This is a genomic window from Streptomyces sp. NPDC059166 (genome assembly GCF_042755185.1).
Classification (GTDB): Bacteria; Actinomycetota; Actinomycetes; order Streptomycetales; family Streptomycetaceae; genus Streptomyces.
Map to the genome: position 1 here is coordinate 16,388 of NZ_JBHZCI010000015.1, position 17,899 is coordinate 34,286.

17 protein-coding genes and 1 pseudogene are annotated in these 17,899 nt (G+C 73.2%); 6 read left to right on the forward strand and 12 right to left on the reverse strand.

All coding sequences use genetic code 11. The features are described from left to right. Nucleotide 1 precedes the first annotated feature (1 nt). The 3 genes from ACFXOA_RS13565 to ACFXOA_RS13575 all read right to left on the reverse strand — a co-directional run bounded on the left by ACFXOA_RS13565 (nucleotide 2) and on the right by ACFXOA_RS13575 (nucleotide 2,931). A complete protein-coding gene (locus ACFXOA_RS13565) occupies nucleotides 2–1,276 on the reverse strand; it encodes an HRDC domain-containing protein (protein WP_385026380.1) in 1,275 nt (424 codons plus the stop codon). A gap of 115 nt (nucleotides 1,277–1,391) precedes the next feature. Next, nucleotides 1,392–2,054 carry a response regulator transcription factor gene (locus ACFXOA_RS13570; protein WP_033300087.1) on the reverse strand — a complete coding sequence of 221 codons (663 nt, stop codon included), beginning with the start codon at nucleotides 2,052–2,054 and terminating at the stop codon, nucleotides 1,392–1,394. Nucleotides 2,055–2,271: 217 nt separating this feature from the next. Next, a complete protein-coding gene (locus ACFXOA_RS13575) occupies nucleotides 2,272–2,931 on the reverse strand; it encodes a DUF3000 domain-containing protein (protein WP_385026384.1) in 660 nt (219 codons plus the stop codon). A gap of 158 nt (nucleotides 2,932–3,089) precedes the next feature. On the opposite strand from ACFXOA_RS13575, the gene hemE reads away from it, so the two are divergent. Beyond that, on the forward strand, nucleotides 3,090–4,133 hold the full coding sequence (gene hemE, locus ACFXOA_RS13580) for a uroporphyrinogen decarboxylase (protein ID WP_385026726.1): 1,044 nt from the start codon (nucleotides 3,090–3,092) through the stop codon (nucleotides 4,131–4,133). A 39-nt stretch (nucleotides 4,134–4,172) separates the two neighbouring features. Here the strand turns inward: hemE and ACFXOA_RS13585 are convergent, their stop codons facing one another. Beyond that, nucleotides 4,173–5,546 carry an FAD-dependent oxidoreductase gene (locus ACFXOA_RS13585; protein ID WP_385026387.1) on the reverse strand — a complete coding sequence of 458 codons (1,374 nt, stop codon included), beginning with the start codon at nucleotides 5,544–5,546 and terminating at the stop codon, nucleotides 4,173–4,175. Between the two features lie 53 nt (nucleotides 5,547–5,599). Next, nucleotides 5,600–6,571: a DUF4349 domain-containing protein gene (locus ACFXOA_RS13590; protein WP_385026390.1), complete on the reverse strand. Its 972-nt coding sequence runs from the start codon at nucleotides 6,569–6,571 to the stop codon at nucleotides 5,600–5,602. A 127-nt stretch (nucleotides 6,572–6,698) separates the two neighbouring features. Between ACFXOA_RS13590 and hemG the strand changes: the two are divergent. After that, nucleotides 6,699–8,187, forward strand: a pseudogene (gene hemG, locus ACFXOA_RS13595) (protoporphyrinogen oxidase). A gap of 4 nt (nucleotides 8,188–8,191) precedes the next feature. Next, complete coding sequence (gene hemQ, locus ACFXOA_RS13600) at nucleotides 8,192–8,905, forward strand: hydrogen peroxide-dependent heme synthase (RefSeq protein ID WP_385026393.1); 714 nt, start codon at nucleotides 8,192–8,194, stop codon at nucleotides 8,903–8,905. Between the two features lie 282 nt (nucleotides 8,906–9,187). Here the strand turns inward: hemQ and ACFXOA_RS13605 are convergent, their stop codons facing one another. The 4 genes from ACFXOA_RS13605 to ACFXOA_RS13620 all read right to left on the reverse strand — a co-directional run bounded on the left by ACFXOA_RS13605 (nucleotide 9,188) and on the right by ACFXOA_RS13620 (nucleotide 13,493). After that, nucleotides 9,188–9,967, reverse strand: coding sequence for a TIGR04222 domain-containing membrane protein (locus ACFXOA_RS13605; RefSeq protein WP_385026396.1), 780 nt, complete (start codon nucleotides 9,965–9,967; stop codon nucleotides 9,188–9,190). 188 nt (nucleotides 9,968–10,155) lie between these two features. Then, entirely contained in the window at nucleotides 10,156–11,187 is a 1,032-nt protein-coding gene (locus tag ACFXOA_RS13610) for a TIGR04222 domain-containing membrane protein (protein WP_385026399.1), read from the reverse strand. A 5-nt stretch (nucleotides 11,188–11,192) separates the two neighbouring features. Beyond that, on the reverse strand, nucleotides 11,193–12,515 hold the full coding sequence (locus tag ACFXOA_RS13615; RefSeq protein ID WP_385026402.1) for a DUF692 domain-containing protein: 1,323 nt from the start codon (nucleotides 12,513–12,515) through the stop codon (nucleotides 11,193–11,195). 213 nt (nucleotides 12,516–12,728) lie between these two features. Beyond that, nucleotides 12,729–13,493 (reverse strand): aminoacyl-tRNA hydrolase, encoded by a 765-nt coding sequence (locus tag ACFXOA_RS13620; RefSeq protein ID WP_385026405.1) that lies wholly within the window; start codon nucleotides 13,491–13,493, stop codon nucleotides 12,729–12,731. A 73-nt stretch (nucleotides 13,494–13,566) separates the two neighbouring features. Between ACFXOA_RS13620 and ACFXOA_RS13625 the strand changes: the two genes are divergently transcribed. The 3 genes from ACFXOA_RS13625 to ACFXOA_RS13635 all read left to right on the forward strand — a co-directional run bounded on the left by ACFXOA_RS13625 (nucleotide 13,567) and on the right by ACFXOA_RS13635 (nucleotide 14,844). Next, entirely contained in the window at nucleotides 13,567–14,244 is a 678-nt protein-coding gene (locus ACFXOA_RS13625; protein WP_385026408.1) for an AIM24 family protein, read from the forward strand. Next, nucleotides 14,241–14,441 (forward strand): hypothetical protein, encoded by a 201-nt coding sequence (locus ACFXOA_RS13630; protein WP_385026411.1) that lies wholly within the window; start codon nucleotides 14,241–14,243, stop codon nucleotides 14,439–14,441. Before ACFXOA_RS13625 ends, ACFXOA_RS13630 begins: the two co-directional genes overlap by 4 nt. Nucleotides 14,442–14,652: 211 nt before the next feature. Further along, nucleotides 14,653–14,844 (forward strand): hypothetical protein, encoded by a 192-nt coding sequence (locus ACFXOA_RS13635; RefSeq protein ID WP_385026414.1) that lies wholly within the window; start codon nucleotides 14,653–14,655, stop codon nucleotides 14,842–14,844. Nucleotides 14,845–14,886: 42 nt separating this feature from the next. Here ACFXOA_RS13635 and ACFXOA_RS13640 read toward each other — a convergent pair whose 3' ends face one another. From ACFXOA_RS13640 to ACFXOA_RS13650, 3 genes are all read right to left on the reverse strand, one after another. Then, nucleotides 14,887–15,783, reverse strand: coding sequence for a polysaccharide deacetylase family protein (locus tag ACFXOA_RS13640; RefSeq protein WP_385026417.1), 897 nt, complete (start codon nucleotides 15,781–15,783; stop codon nucleotides 14,887–14,889). A gap of 96 nt (nucleotides 15,784–15,879) precedes the next feature. Continuing rightward, the gene (locus ACFXOA_RS13645) at nucleotides 15,880–17,256 is read right to left on the reverse strand and encodes an alkaline phosphatase PhoX (protein WP_385026420.1); all 1,377 of its coding nucleotides are present in this window, start codon (nucleotides 17,254–17,256) and stop codon (nucleotides 15,880–15,882) included. Between the two features lie 193 nt (nucleotides 17,257–17,449). Then, complete coding sequence (locus ACFXOA_RS13650) at nucleotides 17,450–17,875, reverse strand: OsmC family protein (RefSeq protein WP_385026423.1); 426 nt, start codon at nucleotides 17,873–17,875, stop codon at nucleotides 17,450–17,452. Between the last annotated feature and the right edge of the window lie 24 nt (nucleotides 17,876–17,899).

The window sequence follows — 17,899 nt, forward strand, 5'->3', positions numbered from 1 at the left end:
GTCAGGCGCCCGTGTCGAGGGCGCGGAGCAGGAGGGGGCCCACCTGCTCGATCTGCCACCGGCGCGCGCCGTGCCCGGCGAGCGCGCTCTCGACGGCGCCGGGGGTCAGCGCCTTGGGCGGCTCCCAGCAGATCCGGCGCACGGTGTCCGGGGTGATCAGGTTCTCCTGCGGCATGTGCAGCCGCTCGGCGAGCTCGGTCACCGCCGTACGGGCCGCCGACAGACGGGCTGCCGCGGCCGGGTCCTTGTCGGCCCACGAGCGCGGCGGGGGAGGGCCGGCGGGCTGCTGACCGGGCTGCGGCAGCTCCGACTCGGGCAGCTGCTTGGCCCGGTCGACGGCCGCCTGCCACTGCTCCAGCTGGCGGCGCCCCATCCGGTGCCCGAAGCCGGGCAGGGCGGTGAGCGCCTGCACACCGGCCGGGAGGGCCAGCGCGGCCTCGACGATCGCGGCGTCGCCGAGCACCTTGCCGGGGGAGATGTCGCGACGCTGCGCCACCTGGTCCCGTGCGGTCCACAGCTCCCGCACGACGGCGATCTGCCGGCGGCGGCGAACCTTGTGCATGCCGGAGGTGCGGCGCCACGGGTCCTTGCGCGGGGGCGCGGGGGGTGCCGAGGCGATCGCCGCGAACTCCTCCAGCGCCCACCCCAGCTTGCCCTGCCGGTCGAGCTCCTTCTCCAGGGCGTCACGCAGGTCCACCAGCAGTTCGACGTCGAGCGCGGCGTAACGCAGCCAGGGCTCGGGCAGCGGCCGGGTGGACCAGTCGACCGCGGAGTGCCCCTTCTCCAGGGCGTAGCCGAGGACGTTCTCCACCATGGCGCCCAGGCCGACACGCGGGAACCCCGCGAGGCGTCCGGCGAGCTCCGTGTCGAAGAGCGAGGTCGGGGTCATGCCTATGTCGCGCAGGCAGGGCAGGTCCTGGGTGGCGGCGTGCAAGATCCACTCGGCGTCCGCGAGCACCTCGCCGAGCCCGGACAGGTCGGGGCAGCCGACCGGATCGATCAGCGTGCTCCCGGCGCCTTCGCGGCGCAGCTGTACGAGGTAGGCGCGCTGGCCGTAGCGGTACCCGGAGGCGCGCTCGGCGTCGACGGCCACGGGGCCCGTGCCGCCGGCGAAGGCCGCGATCACCCCGGCGAGCGCGTCGTCGTCCGCCACCACCGGGGGGATGCCCTCGCGCGGCTCGAGCAAGGGGATCGGCGCCGGGGCGACGTCGTCCGGGGGAGCGCCCCCGGTGGTTCGCAGTGAGGTCTCTTCTGCGGTCTCTTGGGCGTCGGTCACATGCCAAGGGTATCTGTGTGTGCCGGTCGCCCGTCGACGGAACGTTCCGCCGACGGGCGGCCATGCACGTAAACCGGCCGGATGCGCGTCCGTGCAGGTGCCGGAGGGGTGGGGGTCAGTGGATGATGCCCGTCCGCAGGGCGACGGCGACCATTCCGGCGCGGTCTCCGGTGCCGAGCTTGCGGGCGATGCGGGCGAGGTGGCTCTTGACCGTGAGCGCGGAGAGGCCCATCGAGACGCCGATGGCCTTGTTGGACTGGCCTTCGGCGACCAGGCGCAGCACCTCCACCTCGCGGCCGGACAGTTCGCGGTAGCCGCCCGGGTGGCTCGGGGACCCGGGAGGCCTGCGGTGCATACGGGCGGCGTTCGCGCCGATCGGGGCGACGCCGGGGCGGGTGGGGTGGCCGATGTTGGTCCGGGTGCCCGTCACGACGTACCCCTTCACGCCGCCCGCGAGGGCGTTGCGCACCGCGCCGATGTCGTCGGCGGCGGAGAGGGCGAGGCCGTTCGGCCAGCCGGCGGCTCGGGTCTCGGACAGCAGGGTCAGCCCGGAACCGTCGGGCAGGTGGACGTCGGCAACGCAGATGTCGCGCGGGTTGCCGACGCGGGGGCGGGCCTCCGCGATGGACGACGCCTCGATGACGTCACGAACTCCGAGGGCCCACAGATGGCGGGTCACGGTGGAACGGACGCGCGGGTCGGCCACGACGACCATGGCCGTCGGCTTGTTCGGGCGGTAGGCGACCAGGCTTGCGGGCTGCTCGAGGAGAACGGACACCAGGCCTCCTGGGGAGTGGCGGGACGGGCCGGCTCGGGGATGAAGCCGGGGCGAACCGTGCTTGAAGGGTCATTGACCTCTTCGGCAGCAGGCGCGTCCTCCTTTAGGGGAAGATCACGATTTAGTGAGTAACAATTCGGGCAAATAGGACGCGCGATCGATTGTACGAAAAGAGAGCCGGCGCTGGGCGACCGGCTCTCTCGGGGGTGATGACGCGTCAGGAGGGCTGTGGCCCGCGCCGCTGCGGAAGTGTCACCACCGCGGCGTCCGCCGTACCCGACGGCGGCAGGCCGGCGAGCTGGCAGAGCAGATCGCCCCAGGCGACCAGGTGCGCCCCCACGTCCGGAACCCCGCCGCGCCCCTCGCGCGGTGTCCAGGAGGCCCGGATCTCGATCTGCGTCGCCGGACGGCGCGCAGCCAGCGCGCCGAAGTAGTGCGAACCTGCCCGCGTCACCGTTCCGCCCGCCTCGCCGTACGCGAGCCCCCGCGCGTCCAGCGCCCCGGTCAGCCAGGACCAGCACACCTCGGGCAGCAGCGGGTCGGCCGCCATCTCCGGCTCCAGTTCCGCCCGTACGAGCGTCACCAGGCGGAACGTGCCCTGCCAGGCATCGTGCCCGGACGGATCGTGCAGCAGGACCAGACGGCCGTCGGCGAGATCGTCCTCGCCGTCCACGACGGCGGCCTCCATCGCGTAGGCGTGCGGGGCGAGCCGTTTGGGCGGCCGGGTGGGCTCGACCTCCAGTTCGGGCCGCAGCCGGGCCGCACGCAGCGCCTCGACCGCCGACCGGAACGCCTGCGGGACTGTTTCGCCCCCCGCACTCTCCTCGCTGTCAGTGCCATCGGAATGATCGGAAAATTGTCCCTGCGCCGGAGCCATGCGGGGAAGAGTAGGCGGAACCGGGGCCCCGCGCAGGGAGGGACACCCATGCGACGTCCGGCTCCTCGCCGCTCCGTGCGAAGATTCTGTGCGTGAGTGCCAACGACCTTCCCTCAGAGCTCAGCTCCGTCCGATCAGGGGAGGGCCCGTCCTCGGGCCTGCGGACGCCCCCCGCCACCCATGGATCGGCGTTCCTCAAGGCCTGCCGCCGCGAGCCGGTGCCGCACACCCCGGTCTGGTTCATGCGTCAGGCGGGACGATCGCTGCCCGAGTACCTGAAGGTGCGCGAGGGCGTCGCGATGCTGGACTCCTGCATGATGCCGGAGCTGGTCACCGAGATCACGATGCAGCCCGTGCGCCGGCACAAGGTCGACGCCGCGATCTACTTCAGCGACATCGTCGTCCCCCTCAAGGCCATCGGGATCGACCTCGACATCAAGCCCGGCGTCGGCCCGGTCATCGCCGAGCCGATCCGCACCCGCGCGGACCTCGCCCGGCTGCGCGACCTCACACCCGAGGACGTCCCGTACGTCACCGAGGCCATCGGGATGCTCACCGCGGAGCTCGGTGCCACCCCGCTGATCGGCTTCGCCGGTGCGCCGTTCACCCTCGCCAGCTACCTCGTGGAGGGCGGGCCCTCACGCAACCACGAGCGCACCAAGGCCATGATGTACGGCGAGCCGGAGCTCTGGGCCGAGCTGCTCGACAGGCTCGCGGAGATCACCGGCGCCTTCCTGAAGGTCCAGATCGAGGCCGGGGCCTCCGCCGTACAGCTCTTCGACTCCTGGGTCGGCGCGCTGGCGCCCGCCGACTACCGCCGCTCCGTGATGCCGGCCTCGGCGAAGGTCTTCGAGGCCGTGGCCGCGTACGACGTGCCCCGCATCCACTTCGGCGTGGGCACCGGCGAGCTGCTCGGTCTCATGGGCGAGGCCGGCGCCGACGTCGTCGGCGTCGACTGGCGCGTGCCCATGGACGAGGGCGCCCGCCGGGTCGGCCCCGGCAAGGCCCTCCAGGGCAATCTCGACCCCGCGGTGCTCTTCGCGCCGACCGAGGCGGTGGAGGCCAAGACCCGCGAGGTGCTCGACGCCGCCGCCGGGCTCGAGGGCCACATCTTCAACCTCGGCCACGGCGTCATGCCCACCACCCCGCCGGACGCGCTGACCCGCCTGGTCGAGTACGTCCACCAGCAGACCGAGCGCTGAGGGCCGTCCCCCCGGGGGACGGCCCAAGGGCCCGGCCCCTCAGCCCGCCCGCACCGCCGACACGGCCTTGCGGGCGGCCACCAGGACCGGGTCCCAGACCGGGGAGAACGGCGGCGCGTACCCCAGGTCGAGCGCCGTCATCTGCTCGACCGTCATCCCGGCGGTGAGCGCCACGGCCGCGACGTCCACCCGCTTCGCGGCGCCGTCGCGGCCGACGATCTGCACGCCCAGCAGCCGGCCGGTGCGGTACTCCGCCAGCATCTTCACCGTCATCGGCCGGGCTCCCGGGTAGTACCCCGCGCGGCCCGTGGACTCGATCGTCGCCGTGACGAATCGCAGGCCGGCCGCCCGGGCGTCCTTCTCGCGCAGCCCGGTCCTGGCGATCTCAAGGTCGCAGACCTTGCTCACGGCGGTCCCGACCACGCCGGGGAACGTGCCGTAGCCGCCGCCCACGTTCGACCCGATGACCTGGCCGTGCTTGTTGGCGTGGGTGCCGAGCGCGATGTGCCGGGTACGGCGGGCGACCAGGTCCATGACCTCCACGCAGTCCCCGCCCGCCCAGATGTCGTCCCGTCCCACGACCCGCATCGACTGGTCGGTCAGCAGCCCGCCGTGCGGGCCGACGGGAAGCCCCGCCGCGCGGGCGAGGGCGGTCTCGGGCTCCACGCCGATGCCCAGCACCACGACGTCGGCCGGGTAGGTGTCCCGGTCCGTGGCGACCCCCGTGACCCGGCCGTCCGGCCCGGTCTCGATCCGGGTGACCGCGGCCCCGTCCACCGTGGTGATGCCCAGACCGTCCATCGCCTCGTGGACCAGACGGCCCATGTCGGGGTCGAGCGTCGCCATCGGCTGCTCGCCGCGGTTGACCACCGTCACCCCGAAACCCCGCTTCAGCATGGCCTCGGCCATCTCGACGCCGATGTAGCCGGCGCCGACGACCACCGCCCGCCGCCCCGGCGCCAGGTCCAGCGAGTCCAGCAGCGCGCGGCCGTCGCCCAGGGTCTGCACCCCGTGCACACCGGGCGCGTCGATGCCGGGGATCGGCGGCCGCACCGGCCGGGCCCCGGTGGCGATCACCAGCTTGTCGTACTCCGTCCAGTACGTCTCACCGCTGTCGCGGTCGAGTGCCCGGACGCGGTGCCCGTCGACGTCGATCTCCGTCACCTCGGTGCGCATCCGCAGATCGATGGAGCGGGACCGGTGCTCCTCGGGTGTACGGGCGACGAGGGCGTCGGGCCCCTCCACGTCGCCGCTCACCCAGTACGGGATGCCGCACGCCGAGTACGAGGTGAAGTCGCCGCGTTCGAACGCCACGATGCTCATCTCGTCCGGGCCCTTGAGCCTGCGGGCCTGTGACGCGGCGGACATGCCCGCCGCGTCACCCCCGACGACCACCAGTCGCTCCACCGTCATTGCCGGGTCCCCTTCGCCGCTGCCGTGCCGGTCAGGGGCCCACGCTACGGCGCCTACGGGACCGGTGGGGCCTGGGTGGCCTCCGGCGCATCGTCCGGCGTGCCACGGTGCCGCCGGGGCAGCCGGCCGCGCGACAGCCGCCACACCACCACCAGCAGGGCCGCGGCCGCCAGGAACGGTGCCGTGGCGCCGACGACCACGGTGATCCAGCGCAGCGTCGTCACGAACGCGTCCCAGCCGCCGCCCAGTGCGTCCAGGAAGCCGGGGTCGTCCTCCCGCCGGTCCCCGTCGCCCTCGCCCGGTTCCCCGAGCTCCAGGGTGACCGTCGCCAGGGTCGTACGGTCCTTCAGCGACGCCTGCTGGGCCAGCAGCGACTCCAGATCGGCCTGACGACGGCTGAGTTCGCCCTCCAGCGTCACCACATCGCTGAGCTTCCCGGCCCTGTCCATGAGGTCGCGGACCCGGGCGACGCTCGCCCGCTGCGTCGCGATCCGGCTCTCCACGTCGACGACCTGCCCGGTGACGTCCTTGGCGTTCGACGTACGGGACAGCAGCTTCCCGCTCCCGGCGAGCTCGCGGAGCACCTCCTCGTACCGGTCCGTGGGCACCCGCAGTACCAGTCGGGACATGTCGCGGGTGTCGTCGACGCGTTCCGTGTCCTCCTCCGCGACGAGCCCGCCCGCGTTCTCGGCCACGGTGCGCGCGGCCGCCACGGCCGTCGGCACGCTCCGCACCTCGACGGAGAGGGTGGCCGTACGGATCACGTGGACGGCCACGGCCGAGCCCGGCTTCGGGGCGGAACCGTCGGCGGCCTTCTCCGCGGACCTCCCGCCCGCCCCCTGGGCGGCCGGAGCGGCCGCCTTGGAGTCGTCCCCCGCGCCGCTGTCGGAGGAGGCGCCGTCGGAGGAGGCGGCGCAGCCGCCCGTGGCGAGGAGCACCAGGAGGAGTCCGGCCGCCGCGAGCACGCTCGGCCCGCGGCCCCGCCGGGCCGGCGGATGACGGTCCGTGTGCCGGTCGTATCGCATGTCGTGTCCCCCCAGGACCGTTGACGATGATGCTCCTTCGACGCGCGGCACCCCGGTCCGGGTTGCCGGACGGCGGTTGCGAAGCGGTCACGTTCGGGACTCGGGACGGGTTTGAGAGAGTGGACCCATGCAGCGTCCTCTTCAGCGCGACACCACACGTACGGGCCATGTCGTCGTCATCGGCGGCGGCATCGCCGGACTCGCCGCGGCCCACCGGCTGCTGGGCTCCGGCCTGCGGGTCACCGTCCTGGAGGCGACCGCGCGCGTCGGCGGGAAACTCATGACGGGCGAGGTCGCCGGCGCCCGGGTCGACCTCGGGGCCGAGTCGATGCTCGCGCGCCGGCCCGAAGCGGTCGCGCTGGCCACCGCGGTGGGCCTCGGTGACCGCCTCCAGCCGCCCGCCACGGCCACGGCCTCGGTCTGGACCCGCGACGCCCTGCGGCCCATGCCCAAGGGGCACGTCATGGGCGTCCCCGGAGACCCGTCCGCGCTCAGTGGCCTGCTCTCGCCCGAGGGCCTGGCCAGGATCGCCGAGGAACGCGACCTCACCCCGACCGAGGTCGGCGACGACGTCGCGGTCGGCTCGTACGTGGCCGACCGGCTCGGCCGCGAGGTCGTCGACCGGCTCGTGGAGCCGCTGCTGGGCGGGGTCTACGCCGGGGACGCCTACCGGATCTCGATGCGGGCGGCGGTGCCGCAGCTCTTCGAGGCCGTCAAGGAGGGCGGGCCGCTCCTCGACGGGGTGCTCCGCATCCAGGAGCGGGCGGCCGCCCGGCAGCAGACCGGACCGGTCTTCCAGGGCATCGAGGGCGGCATCGGCACCCTGCCGGACGCCGTCGCGGACGCCGTGCGCCAGGGCGGTGCGGACGTACTCACCGAGACCCCGGTGCTCGGCCTCACCCGCACCGGTACCGGCTGGGACGTGCGCACCGACAGCCGGGTCATCGCCGCCGACGCGGTGGTGCTCGCCACCCCCGCCTGGTCCGCCTCCACCTTGCTCGCCGCCGAGTGCCCCGTGGCGTCGGTGGAGCTCGCCGCCGTCGAGTACGCCTCGATGGCCCTGGTCACGATGGCCTTCCGGCGCGCCGACGTCGAGCGGAACGAGGCGCTGCGGGACCGTTCCGGATTCCTCGTACCACCCGTCGACGGACGCACCATCAAGGCCGCGACCTTCTCCGGCAACAAGTGGCGGTGGGTCGCCGACGCCGACCCCGGCCTCTTCGTGCTGCGTACCTCCGTCGGCCGTTACGGCGAGGAGGAGCACCTGCACCGGGAGGACTCCGAGCTGGTCGCCGCGTCCCTGGGCGATCTCGCCACCGCCACGGGGCTGGCCGCACGGCCGGTCGACACCGCCGTCACCCGGTGGATCGGAGGGCTGCCCCAGTACCCCGTGGGCCACCTCGACAGGGTCGGCCGGATCCGCGACGCGGTCGCCGCGCTGCCCGGGCTGAGGGTGTGCGGAGCGGTCTACGACGGGGTCGGGATCCCTGCCTGTGTGGCGAGCGCGCACCGCGCCGCGGACGAGATCGTCCGCGACCTCGGCGGTGCTCGCACGGGAGGAGACCGGCAACACCCCGACCCGGGTACGGGGCACGCCGAGCGAGGCGGGACAATAGCCGTATGAGTGCGCCAGAAAAGCTCCCGAACGCGGGTAAGAAGGCCAAGGACCTCAACGAGGTCATCCGCTACACCCTGTGGTCCGTCTTCAGGCTGAAGGACGTCCTCCCGGTCGACCGCGCCGGCTACGCCGACGAGGTCCAGGAGCTGTTCGACCAGCTCCAGGGCAAGGACATCACGGTCCGAGGCACCTACGACGTGTCCGGACTCCGGGCCGACGCGGACCTGATGATCTGGTGGCACGCGGAGACCTCCGACGAGCTCCAGGAGGCGTACAACCTCTTCCGGCGCACCAAGCTGGGCCGTGCCCTCGAGCCGGTCTGGTCGAACATGGCGCTGCACCGCCCCGCCGAGTTCAACAAGTCGCACGTCCCGGCCTTTCTGGCCGACGAGACGCCCCGCGACTACGTCAGCGTCTACCCCTTCGTGCGCAGCTACGACTGGTACCTGCTCCCCGACGAGGACCGCCGCCGTATGCTCGCCGACCACGGGAAGATGGCCCGGGGCTATCCCGACGTCCGCGCCAACACGGTCGCCTCCTTCTCGCTCGGCGACTACGAGTGGCTCCTGGCCTTCGAGGCGGACGAGCTCTACCGCATCGTCGACCTCATGCGTCACCTGCGCGCCTCCGAGGCGCGGATGCACGTCCGTGAGGAGGTCCCGTTCTACACGGGGCGCAGGAAGACCGTCGCAGACTTGGTGTCCGGACTCGCATAGCCAGCGTTTCCGGTCATCCCGACCCGGAAGATCAGTTGGCGGGCAACGGCGCGTGTGACGCCGCCCGTCGTTCCAGCGACACCGGGTCCGGTGCCGGGCACACATCGGCCGGGCCGGCGAACCGTCGTGGCCCGCGGGGGAGTCAGCCATTCCTCTCCGCGGACCGCCACCACCCGCCGGATCCGGCCGATGTGTCCCGGACCGAACAACCGCACGGAGTGACGCGCGAGGGCCGCCCTTTTCCGGGGCGGCCCTCGCGCGTGGTGCGTGGTGGTGCCCCGGTCAGAACCCCGGGCGGGCGCGGCTCAGCAGGGCCGCGCGCAGGTCCGGGTCCGGCACCGCGCTGACGCCCCGTACGGCCACCGCCGCCAGGAGATCGCGGTCGGCGCCGCGGCCCGCCGGAGCCGGCAACGAGTCGAGCCAGCGCTGCCCGGAGGGTGAGGCCCACGGGCTGTCGGGGTGGTTCTCCACCCGGGCGATGGCCAGACACCCGAGTGTCAGCACGAGCGGAAGACCGAACCACGCGGCCACCGGGCCCGCGTAACCGGTCTCCTGACCCGGCATCAGTACGGCGGTGGCAGCCAGTGCCACCACCAGCACCGCGGCGCCGCGCACGGCGCGTACCGCCGACTCCAGGCCGGTGCGGGTCCCGTGGGGTACGGCGAGGCCCGCGGCGACCAGCCTGTCCGCGAGGGAGCGCACGGCGTCCGCCGCCGAGGCCGCGGCCCGTATCGGGGCTATCCGGGACTGTCCTTCGGGGCCGATCGCCCGGATGACCGTCCGCTCCACGTCGTCGCGTCCCTCCGGATCGACGACCGTCGCCCATCCCGTACGGGCCAGCAGCAGGCGACGCCTCAGATGCATGGAGACCAGGGCCAGATCGGCCACCCGCTGGGGGCCGCCCGCCAGGAACGCCGTCTCGTACAGGCTCAGTTCGGGTGTGCCGGGCGTCCGGGCGGCGGTCGCCGGCCGCTGTGCGGCGCTCGCGGTGACGAGACACAGGCGGATACAGGTGATGCCGGCGGCACCCCACGCGACGAGGAGAAGCAGAACCCAGAGCATGGCCGATTTCTATGCGAAACAGTCGAGACTGCGCCATGCCGTGTTCACGATGCGGACCGATCGTGACGGCTTCCGGTCGCCGGTGACTGAAATCTGTCTGCCGTCCGGCAGACACAGCCCGCCGATCGACTGCCGCGGGCCGGTCGCCGGTGACCGGCCCGGACGTGGGCCGACCGCTGCGGAGCCGGCTACGAGCTGCCTCCGCAGCCTCCGCCACCTCCGCCGCAGCTGGAGCCGCCTCCGCAGCTGGAACCCGATCCGCCACCGCAGCTCGAGCCCCCGCCACAGCTGGATCCCCCGCCGCAGCTCGAACCCGATCCACCCCCGCAGCCGGATCCCCCGCCGCAACCCGAACCACCGCCACAGCTCGAACCGCCGCCCGGTCCCGCACCCGCACACCACACCACCGGAACGAAGGCCGCCGCCGAGGAGTCCGAGCTGGAGGACGTCGAGGAACTCCGGGGAAACGGCATCCGGGCGGCACTCGTCAACTGCCCCCGCAGGTCCGGGTCGGGGAGCGCGCGCAGGCCGTGGACGCAGACGAGGTGCGCCGGATCGTCCGACCGAGGGGTGGCGGCCCGGTGGCCGGCGACGACGCGGCGCCCCGCCGCGGTGATGCGCCTCCTGGCGGCCGCCGCTGTGCTCAGACCGACCACGATGCCCGCGATCAGCGCGGGCCCCACCTTCAGCACGAAGGGGAACGGGATGTCGGTGTAGCCCTCGAACACGGCGTACTGCACGACGGTCAGGGCGATGCTCACCGGGAGGGCGACGATGCACCCGATGGCCAGGGCGAGCGCCCAGCGACGGCGGGTCGTGCCCTCACCGGGTGCGGCCAGGAGTCCCCGTACGGCGAGGCCGTCGCCGATCTCCTGCACGGCGGGATGCCGCATCACCGCGTGACGCAGGGTGTGAAGGGCTCCGTTCGGCGCCGCGGTCAGTTCGTGGAGGACCGCCCGCTCCACCGGGTCATGGGCCTCTGCCCGCCGGAGCGCCACGATGCCCGGTCCGCCGACGGCCAGCCTCCCGTCCGCGTGCATCCGGGTCAGCGCGGTGTCCACCACCCGGGCCGGACCACCGATGAGGAAGGCCACCTCGGAGAGGTCGAGCGCGTACCCACCGGACGGGCCGGTCCGCCCGCCGGCCTGGCGCGTGGCGACGACGAGGAGCGTGCAGGAGACGGCTACGGCCAGGGTGAACAGCAGAGCCAGTACGTTCATTCCGGTCACCTTCCGAGGAGGGCCGCACGGGCGGAGCGAACCAGGCGTCGGGCCCGGCGCGGAGGGCGGGACGAGGCGCGCTCCTGCCACCAGAGGGTCAGCCTTTGCCGGGCGGCCTCGTCGGCCGGCCGGCCCTCGGCGAGCAGCAGTTCGGCGAACGAGAGGGCGTCACGGCGGTAACCGCCGGACATCGGCCGGTTCCTGGCGTACGACAGGAACTCCTTGCGGTAGCCGGTACCGAGGATCTCGGGCAGTTCCGGCGCGACCTTGGCGACGACGTCGGCGCGCTTCGCGGCCAGGGCCCTGCCCTGCACGCCCAGGCGCCGCCGGTCGAAGCCGTCGGGTGCGGGGGTTCCCGCCACCAGGGCGGAGAGCAGCGCGGTCTGCGCCAGCGCCGTCCTGCCGCGGGCTCCCGGGGTGCCGACGGCGTCCGCCGGGCGCCGGGAGAGCCGCTCGCCGGAGACCGAGGGGACGGAGGCCGAGGGTGTGGCGGAGGAGGGGGTGGAGGGAGCCGCGGCCAGCGCGCCGCGGATCGCGGTGAGTTCGCCGGCCAGCTCATCGGCCGGCGGGAAGTCGTCGTCCCGCTCCAGCAGGACCCCCGGCGGATCCACGCGTGAGCGGAGGAGGCTCAGGACGTCCAGCACCGGTCGCGTCACAGGATGGGCGTGCGTGTCGTGCCAGACCCCGTCCTTCTCGACGCCGCCCGCCACATGGACGTAGGCGATCGCCTCGACCGGCAGCTCGTCCAGCGCCACGGCGGGGTCCTCGCCCCGGTTGACGTGGTTGGTGTGCAGATTGGCCACGTCGATCAGCAGCCGTACGCCGGTCCGCTCGACCAGTTCGGCCAGGAACTGCCCCTCGGTCAGTTCCTCGCCCGGCCAGGAGACCAGCGCGGCGATGTTCTCCAGCGCCAGCGGGACCGGCAGCGAGTCCTGCGCGATCCGTACGTTCTCGCACAGCACGTCCAGCGCGTCCCAGGTCCGGGGGACCGGAAGCAGATGACCGGCCTCCAGGGCCGGCGAGGCGGTGAGCGGCCCGCCGGCGCGTACGAATGCGATGTGTTCCGTCACCAGAGGGGCGTCCAGCATGGCGACGCGGGCGGCGAGCGCGGCCAGGCGGTCCGGATCGGGGCGGTCCGCTCCGCCCAGCCCCAGCGCCACACCGTGAGGGACCACCGTGACCCCCCGCTCCCGCAGACGTACCAGGGACGCGGGCAGGTGGCCCGGGCAGAGGTTCTCCGCCACGGCCTCGACCCAGTCGATCCCCGGCAGAGCCTCGACCGCCTCGGCGATCTCCGGCCGCCATCCGATGCCGATTCCCAGCTTCATGGTGCTCCTCCCCGTTCCGTGCAGGGGTGATGACCCCTTCGCGCACCGGTGAATCCGAAGAGGGCGACGTTCAGAGCTGGATTTGAGGTTCCCCGGCGCGGTACGGGGAGACGCGCGCTCCGGCCCGGGACGCTTCAGCCTCCTCGGCCGGGACCGGTGACCCGCCAGGGGCCGGTCCCTGGCGGGTCGGCCCGCCCACCCCGGACCGGCAGGTCAGCGGTGGAGGGCAGGGTGGTCGGCGACCACCGTGCAGGAGCCCGGGGCGACCTCGGTGAACCCCGCGTCCCGCACCACGGGCAGCCCGCTCGCGCTCAGCCGGTCCCAGAGAGCGGCGTCCGCGGTGGCGACGGAGAGCGGGAAGCCCGCCTCCCGCCAGTCCTTGCGTTCCGTGTCCGACAGCTCCCACCAGGCCAGTTGTGCGCCGTGCCCCGCCTGGGCCATCGCCTTGCCGGCCGACATGGTCACCCCCGGGTTCATCCACAGCACCGGGCCGGCCGGATCGGGCGCCGCCACCGGCTCCGGATCGTCGAGATCGGTGCCCGACACCTGGAGCTTGGCCAGCTCCTTGGGCCAGCCGTCGAGCGGCACCGGGGGGAAGACCCGCACCTCGGCCCGGTCGCCCGTCACCGTGATCCCGGGGAGCGCGGACGCCTTGCGCCACTCCGCGCCCCTGGCCCGGCGGACCACCTTGCGTATACGGGCGTCCTGCCAGGCGCGCACGGCCCGCGCCCACTCGCCCTCCGTCCCGGACTCCTCGTCGCCGAGGGCGCGTGGGTCCGAGAGCATCGTCAGCACCGCGCGGGCAGCCGTCACCAGGGCGTCGTTGCGGGACGGGGGGTCCGTCTTCTCGAGGTGCACCACCAGCGGCAGGACGTACTGAGGGGCCTCGTCGCGGGACGTCGGCTCCGTACGGAACGGGCTGTCGGTGGACGCCTCGGGCGCCGGGGGAAGGGGCTCATGGATGCTGTCGCTGCTCACCACACCAGTCTGCCAGGCCCCTCGGACACCCCGTTGTTGTCCGAATCGGAGGCTCCGGGTGAGGATGCACCGCATGAAGAGCGACCTCTTTTCCAGCGAGAACACGGCCCGGCAGGCCACGGCGCCCGGCATGAGCCTGCAGAACGCCAAATCCATCAAGTACGCCGTCAACGGCGAGATGCACGCCCGCCAGGGATCGATGATCGCCTTCCGCGGCAATCTCCGCTTCGAGCGCAAAGGCCAGGGCATAGGCGGAATGCTGAAGCGCGCCGTGACCGGCGAGGGGCTGGCGCTGATGGCGGTCACCGGCCAGGGCGAGGCGTGGTTCGCCCACGAGGCCGCGAACTGCTTCATCGTGGAGATGGAGCAGGGCGACGTGCTGACGGTCAACGGACGCAACGTCCTCTGCTTCGACGCGAGCCTCAGCTACGAGATCAAGACGGTGAAGGGTGCCGGGATGACCGGCGGCGGCCTCTTCAACAGCGTCTTCAGCGGCTACGGCAAACTGGGCCTGATCTGCGACGGCAACCCGATCGTCATCCCCGTGACCACGCAGCAGCCGGTGTACGTCGACACCGACGCGGTCGTCGGCTGGAGCGCCCAGCTCTCCACCTCGCTGCACCGCTCGCAGAGCTTCGGCTCGATGGTCCGCGGCGGTTCGGGCGAGGCCGTCCAGCTCATGCTCCAGGGCGAAGGCTTCGTGATCGTCCGTCCCAGCGAGCTCAAGCCCGAGCACAAGTCGTCCAGTTGATCCTGCGCGGAGGCGGCCGCCGTCACGGCCCGCGAGGGCCCTGGGCGCTGCGCGGGCTCGGTCCGGAGCTGCCGGCGGGCTCCCTCGCCCGGATCGAGGGCACCGACGGGGCGGGCGAGCCGACCCCGCTGCGACTGCTCGCCGGTGTCGACGCGCCGACGGAGGGACGCGTCACGGGACGTCCGCGCACGGCGTAGGCCCCCGAGCGCTTCGCCGCCGTTCACCGCCGCCGGATACCTGGTCCACCTGGGCCTTCCACGGGCCTCCGAGGCCGCCGCCCGGGCCGGGTGGCGGCCGGAGCGGTTCGGCGCCGCCTCCTTCCGGCGGTGGGCCCCCCGCCGTCGCCGCCCTGGCGGCCGCGCTCACCTCGCGGAGGGCGGCGCTGCGCGGGTGAGTAGGCTCGATGCCATGGACGAACGAGTGGACGGCACGTACTGCGAGGCGCCCGCACCCGCGACCGCACCGGCGGACGCCGGACCGCCGTACGCCGAGTGCGTGCTGTGCCGCGAGCCGACCGAGTACCCCGAGTCGGCCAAGGGCATCACCCTCTGCCCGGTCTGCGCCTGGCAGGAAGCCGGCCGCAACGCCTGCTCCGGCTGACGTCCGGCGTTCCGGGTGACCGCAGGGGGCGACGGGACGGGCTCAGGGGCGCATCAGCCCGGAGACCTTGACGAAGCGGTATCCGCGCTCACGCAGCTCGGGCACGATCCGGCGCAGCGCCTCCTCCGTGACGGGTGCCGCGCTGCGGGTGCAGTGCATGACCACCAGTGAGCCGGGCCTGACCCCCTCCAGCACCTGCTCGGCCACCGCGTCCGCGTCGGTGGCGAAGGCGTCCCCGCTGACCACGTCCCACTGGACGGCGGTCACCCCCGTCGGGCCGAGGGCCTTCAGCGCCACGTCGTCGTAGCAGCCGCCGGGGAAGCGGAAGTACGGGACGACGTTGCGGGCCCCCGTACCCCGAATCGCGGTGAACGCGCGCTCCACGTCACCGCGCATGTCGGCCTCGTCCACGGCCGGAAGCCCGTAGCACGGTGTGGCGAAGGCGTAGTGGCTGAACGAGTGGTTGCCGATCTCGAAGAGCGGGTCGTTGCCGATCGAGCGGGCCTGCTCCGGGTACTCCTGCGCCCACCGGCCGGTCATGAAGACCGTGGAGGGGACCTTCATCCGCCGGAGCGAGGCGATGAGCGCGGGGTTGTCGAAGCGCTCGCCCTCGGCCGCCCGGGGGCCCTGGTCGGCGGTCATGTCGGCGTCGAAGGTGAGCGCCACGACCTTGCCGGTCCTGCCCGCCGCGTCGCGGGAGCCCTGCGGAGCCGACCCCGGAGCGGAGTCTCCCGCCCTTCGTTCGAACACCGGTGTGAGCCCCTTGGGCCCCCGGGCCGGAACGGGTGGTTCCGTCCCGGGGGCGGAAGAGGAGGCCGCGGTACTCGGCTGCGGTGGGAGGGCGGCGGTGCCGGTGCGGTGCGCCCCGGAGCTTCCGCAGCCTGCCAGCACTCCACCCAACACGGTCAGTGAGATGATCGTACGAACGGATTTGATCATCGTGGGACGCTAGTCGTCGGTCGCCGGACCGGGGCCCCGGCACTCCGGAGGGCCCTGGGGGCGGGACTCCGAATCACCCGTCCGCCGGTGCCGCGTTCACCGCCAGGGACCCGTCACCGCGAAGGTCGTCCCCGGGTTGTAGCAGTTCACGAACATCGTCCCGCCGTCCGGTGAGAACGTGACGCCGGCGAACTCGCCCCACTCCGGCTCCTCGGCCGTGCCGATGTTCTGCCGGCCCCGCGCCATGGCGTAGACCTCGCCCTTCCGGGTCACCCCGAGCACGTGCTGGGCGCCTCCGCCGTCCTCGCAGACCATGAGTCCGCCGCCCGCGGCGAGACAGATGTTGTCGGGGGACTCTCCCGGCAGCCGGACGTCGGTGTCCGGGCCGAAGACGATCACCAGGGTGAGCCGGCGCCGGCCGGGCTCGTACCGCCACACCTGGCCGAAGTGGTCGGCGGCCGACCCCTCCGCGCTGTGGGCGAAGCTGGAGACGAAGTAGACGGAGGAGCCGCCCCAGTAGCAGCCCTCCAGCTTCTGGGCGTGTGTGATGCCCCTGGGGCCGAAGTCCTGCAACCGGATCGGCGTGCCGGCCGCCTGCGGATCCGGTACCGGCACCCACTCCACCCGGTCGAAGCTCGCGCCGGTCTCCTGGACCGCCGAGAGGTCGGGCACCCCGGGGACCCGCATCGCCTCCAGCGCTCCCCCGGCCCGCAGGGAGCCCACCCCGCCGAGCGGCTTCTCGGGCAGGAAGCGGTAGAAGAGCCCGAACGGCTTCTCGAACGCGTCCTCCGTCTCGTACACGACGCCGCTGTGCGGGTCGACCGCGATCGCCTCGTGCTGGAACCGGCCCATCGCGGTGAGGGGGACGGCTCCGGTGCGGCGGGGGTCGGCGCCGTCCACCTCGAAGATGAAGCCGTGGTCCTTGGTGTAGCCGTTGGTCCCGGCCCTGTCCTCGGTCTCCTCGCAGGTCAGCCAGGTGTTCCAGGGGGTGGGGCCACCCGCGCAGTTGACGGCCGTACCGGCGATGGCGACCCGCTCGCCCAGGACGTCTCCCCGGCCGTCGAGTTCGAGTGACGTGCAGCCGCCCTTGCCCATGGGGTCGTAGGTGAGGCCGTCGACCGTGGGGACGGCGATCCTGCCGGTGGCGCGGTTCTCGTGGTTCCTCACCAGGTGGACCCGCCCGCGGCGGCCGGCGAAGGCGGCCATGCCGTCGTGGTTGCCGGGTACCAGCCCCTCGCCGGAGCGCAGCGGATCGCCCTCGCGGGAGAGCACCCGGTAGCGGAAGCCCTTCGGAAGGTCGAGGAGGCCGTCCGGGTCCGGCACGAGGGGGCCGTACCCGCCGTGGCCCCTGGCCGCGGCGGTGCCGGTGAAGAGTTCGGTGAACGCCCCGGTGAAGGCGACCGAGGCCGCGGCCGCGGCGCTCGTGGCCAGGACCTGGCGTCGGCTGGTGAGCTGTCGAGGTGCGGATGACATGAGGCAACTCCCTGTTGGCGGACAGGTGGCGCTACTTGTTCGATCAGGCCTGCCCCGGGGAGCGCCATCCTGAACGCTGTCATGCGCATGTAATTTTGGTGCGGTCGCGCGCAGGTGGTCACGCGGCCGGACGGACCGCGCACATGCCTGTCCCCCGGAAGGCGGGGCCTTCCGGGGGACAGGTGAGGGGTGATCAGGCCAGCGACGCGGTCAGCGTGATGGTGGTGCCGGTGAGTGCCTGGCTGACCGGGCAGTTCGCCTTGGCGTCCTCGGCGGCCTTCACGAAGCCCGCCTCGTCCAGGCCGGGAACCTCACCCTCCACCGTGAGGTGGATGCCGGTGATGCCGGTGCCCGGCTGGAAGGTGACCTCGGCCTGGGTGTTCAGCCGGGTCGGAGGGTTGCCGGCGTTGGCCAGGCCGTTGGAGAGGGCCATCGAGAAGCAGCTGGAGTGCGCGGCGGCGATGAGCTCCTCGGGGCTGGTCTTCCCGTTCGCCTTCTCCGCGCGGGACGGCCAGGAGACGGGGTACTCCCCGATACCGGAGGAGTCGAGGGTGACGACGCCGCTGCCCTCGAGCAGGTTGCCTTCCCAGACCGTGTGCGCCTGACGCGTGGTAGCCATGTGTGGATCCCTTCGGACGGTATG

What these genes read in the sequence shown, in the direction of transcription:
- ACFXOA_RS13635 (WP_385026414.1), top strand. Translation starts at nt 14,653, where the DNA reads ATGGACGAACGAGTGGACGGCACGTACTGCGAGGCGCCCGCACCCGCG.
- ACFXOA_RS13585 (WP_385026387.1), bottom strand. Translation starts at nt 5,546, where the DNA reads ATGACGGTGGAGCGACTGGTGGTCGTCGGGGGTGACGCGGCGGGCATG.
- ACFXOA_RS13625 (WP_385026408.1), top strand. Translation starts at nt 13,567, where the DNA reads ATGAAGAGCGACCTCTTTTCCAGCGAGAACACGGCCCGGCAGGCCACG.
- ACFXOA_RS13605 (WP_385026396.1), bottom strand. Translation starts at nt 9,967, where the DNA reads ATGCTCTGGGTTCTGCTTCTCCTCGTCGCGTGGGGTGCCGCCGGCATC.
- ACFXOA_RS13590 (WP_385026390.1), bottom strand. Translation starts at nt 6,571, where the DNA reads ATGCGATACGACCGGCACACGGACCGTCATCCGCCGGCCCGGCGGGGC.
- ACFXOA_RS13650 (WP_385026423.1), bottom strand. Translation starts at nt 17,875, where the DNA reads ATGGCTACCACGCGTCAGGCGCACACGGTCTGGGAAGGCAACCTGCTC.
- ACFXOA_RS13610 (WP_385026399.1), bottom strand. Translation starts at nt 11,187, where the DNA reads ATGAACGTACTGGCTCTGCTGTTCACCCTGGCCGTAGCCGTCTCCTGC.
- ACFXOA_RS13640 (WP_385026417.1), bottom strand. Translation starts at nt 15,783, where the DNA reads ATGATCAAATCCGTTCGTACGATCATCTCACTGACCGTGTTGGGTGGA.
- ACFXOA_RS13615 (WP_385026402.1), bottom strand. Translation starts at nt 12,515, where the DNA reads ATGAAGCTGGGAATCGGCATCGGATGGCGGCCGGAGATCGCCGAGGCG.
- hemQ (WP_385026393.1), top strand. Translation starts at nt 8,192, where the DNA reads ATGAGTGCGCCAGAAAAGCTCCCGAACGCGGGTAAGAAGGCCAAGGAC.
- ACFXOA_RS13645 (WP_385026420.1), bottom strand. Translation starts at nt 17,256, where the DNA reads ATGTCATCCGCACCTCGACAGCTCACCAGCCGACGCCAGGTCCTGGCC.
- ACFXOA_RS13575 (WP_385026384.1), bottom strand. Translation starts at nt 2,931, where the DNA reads ATGGCTCCGGCGCAGGGACAATTTTCCGATCATTCCGATGGCACTGAC.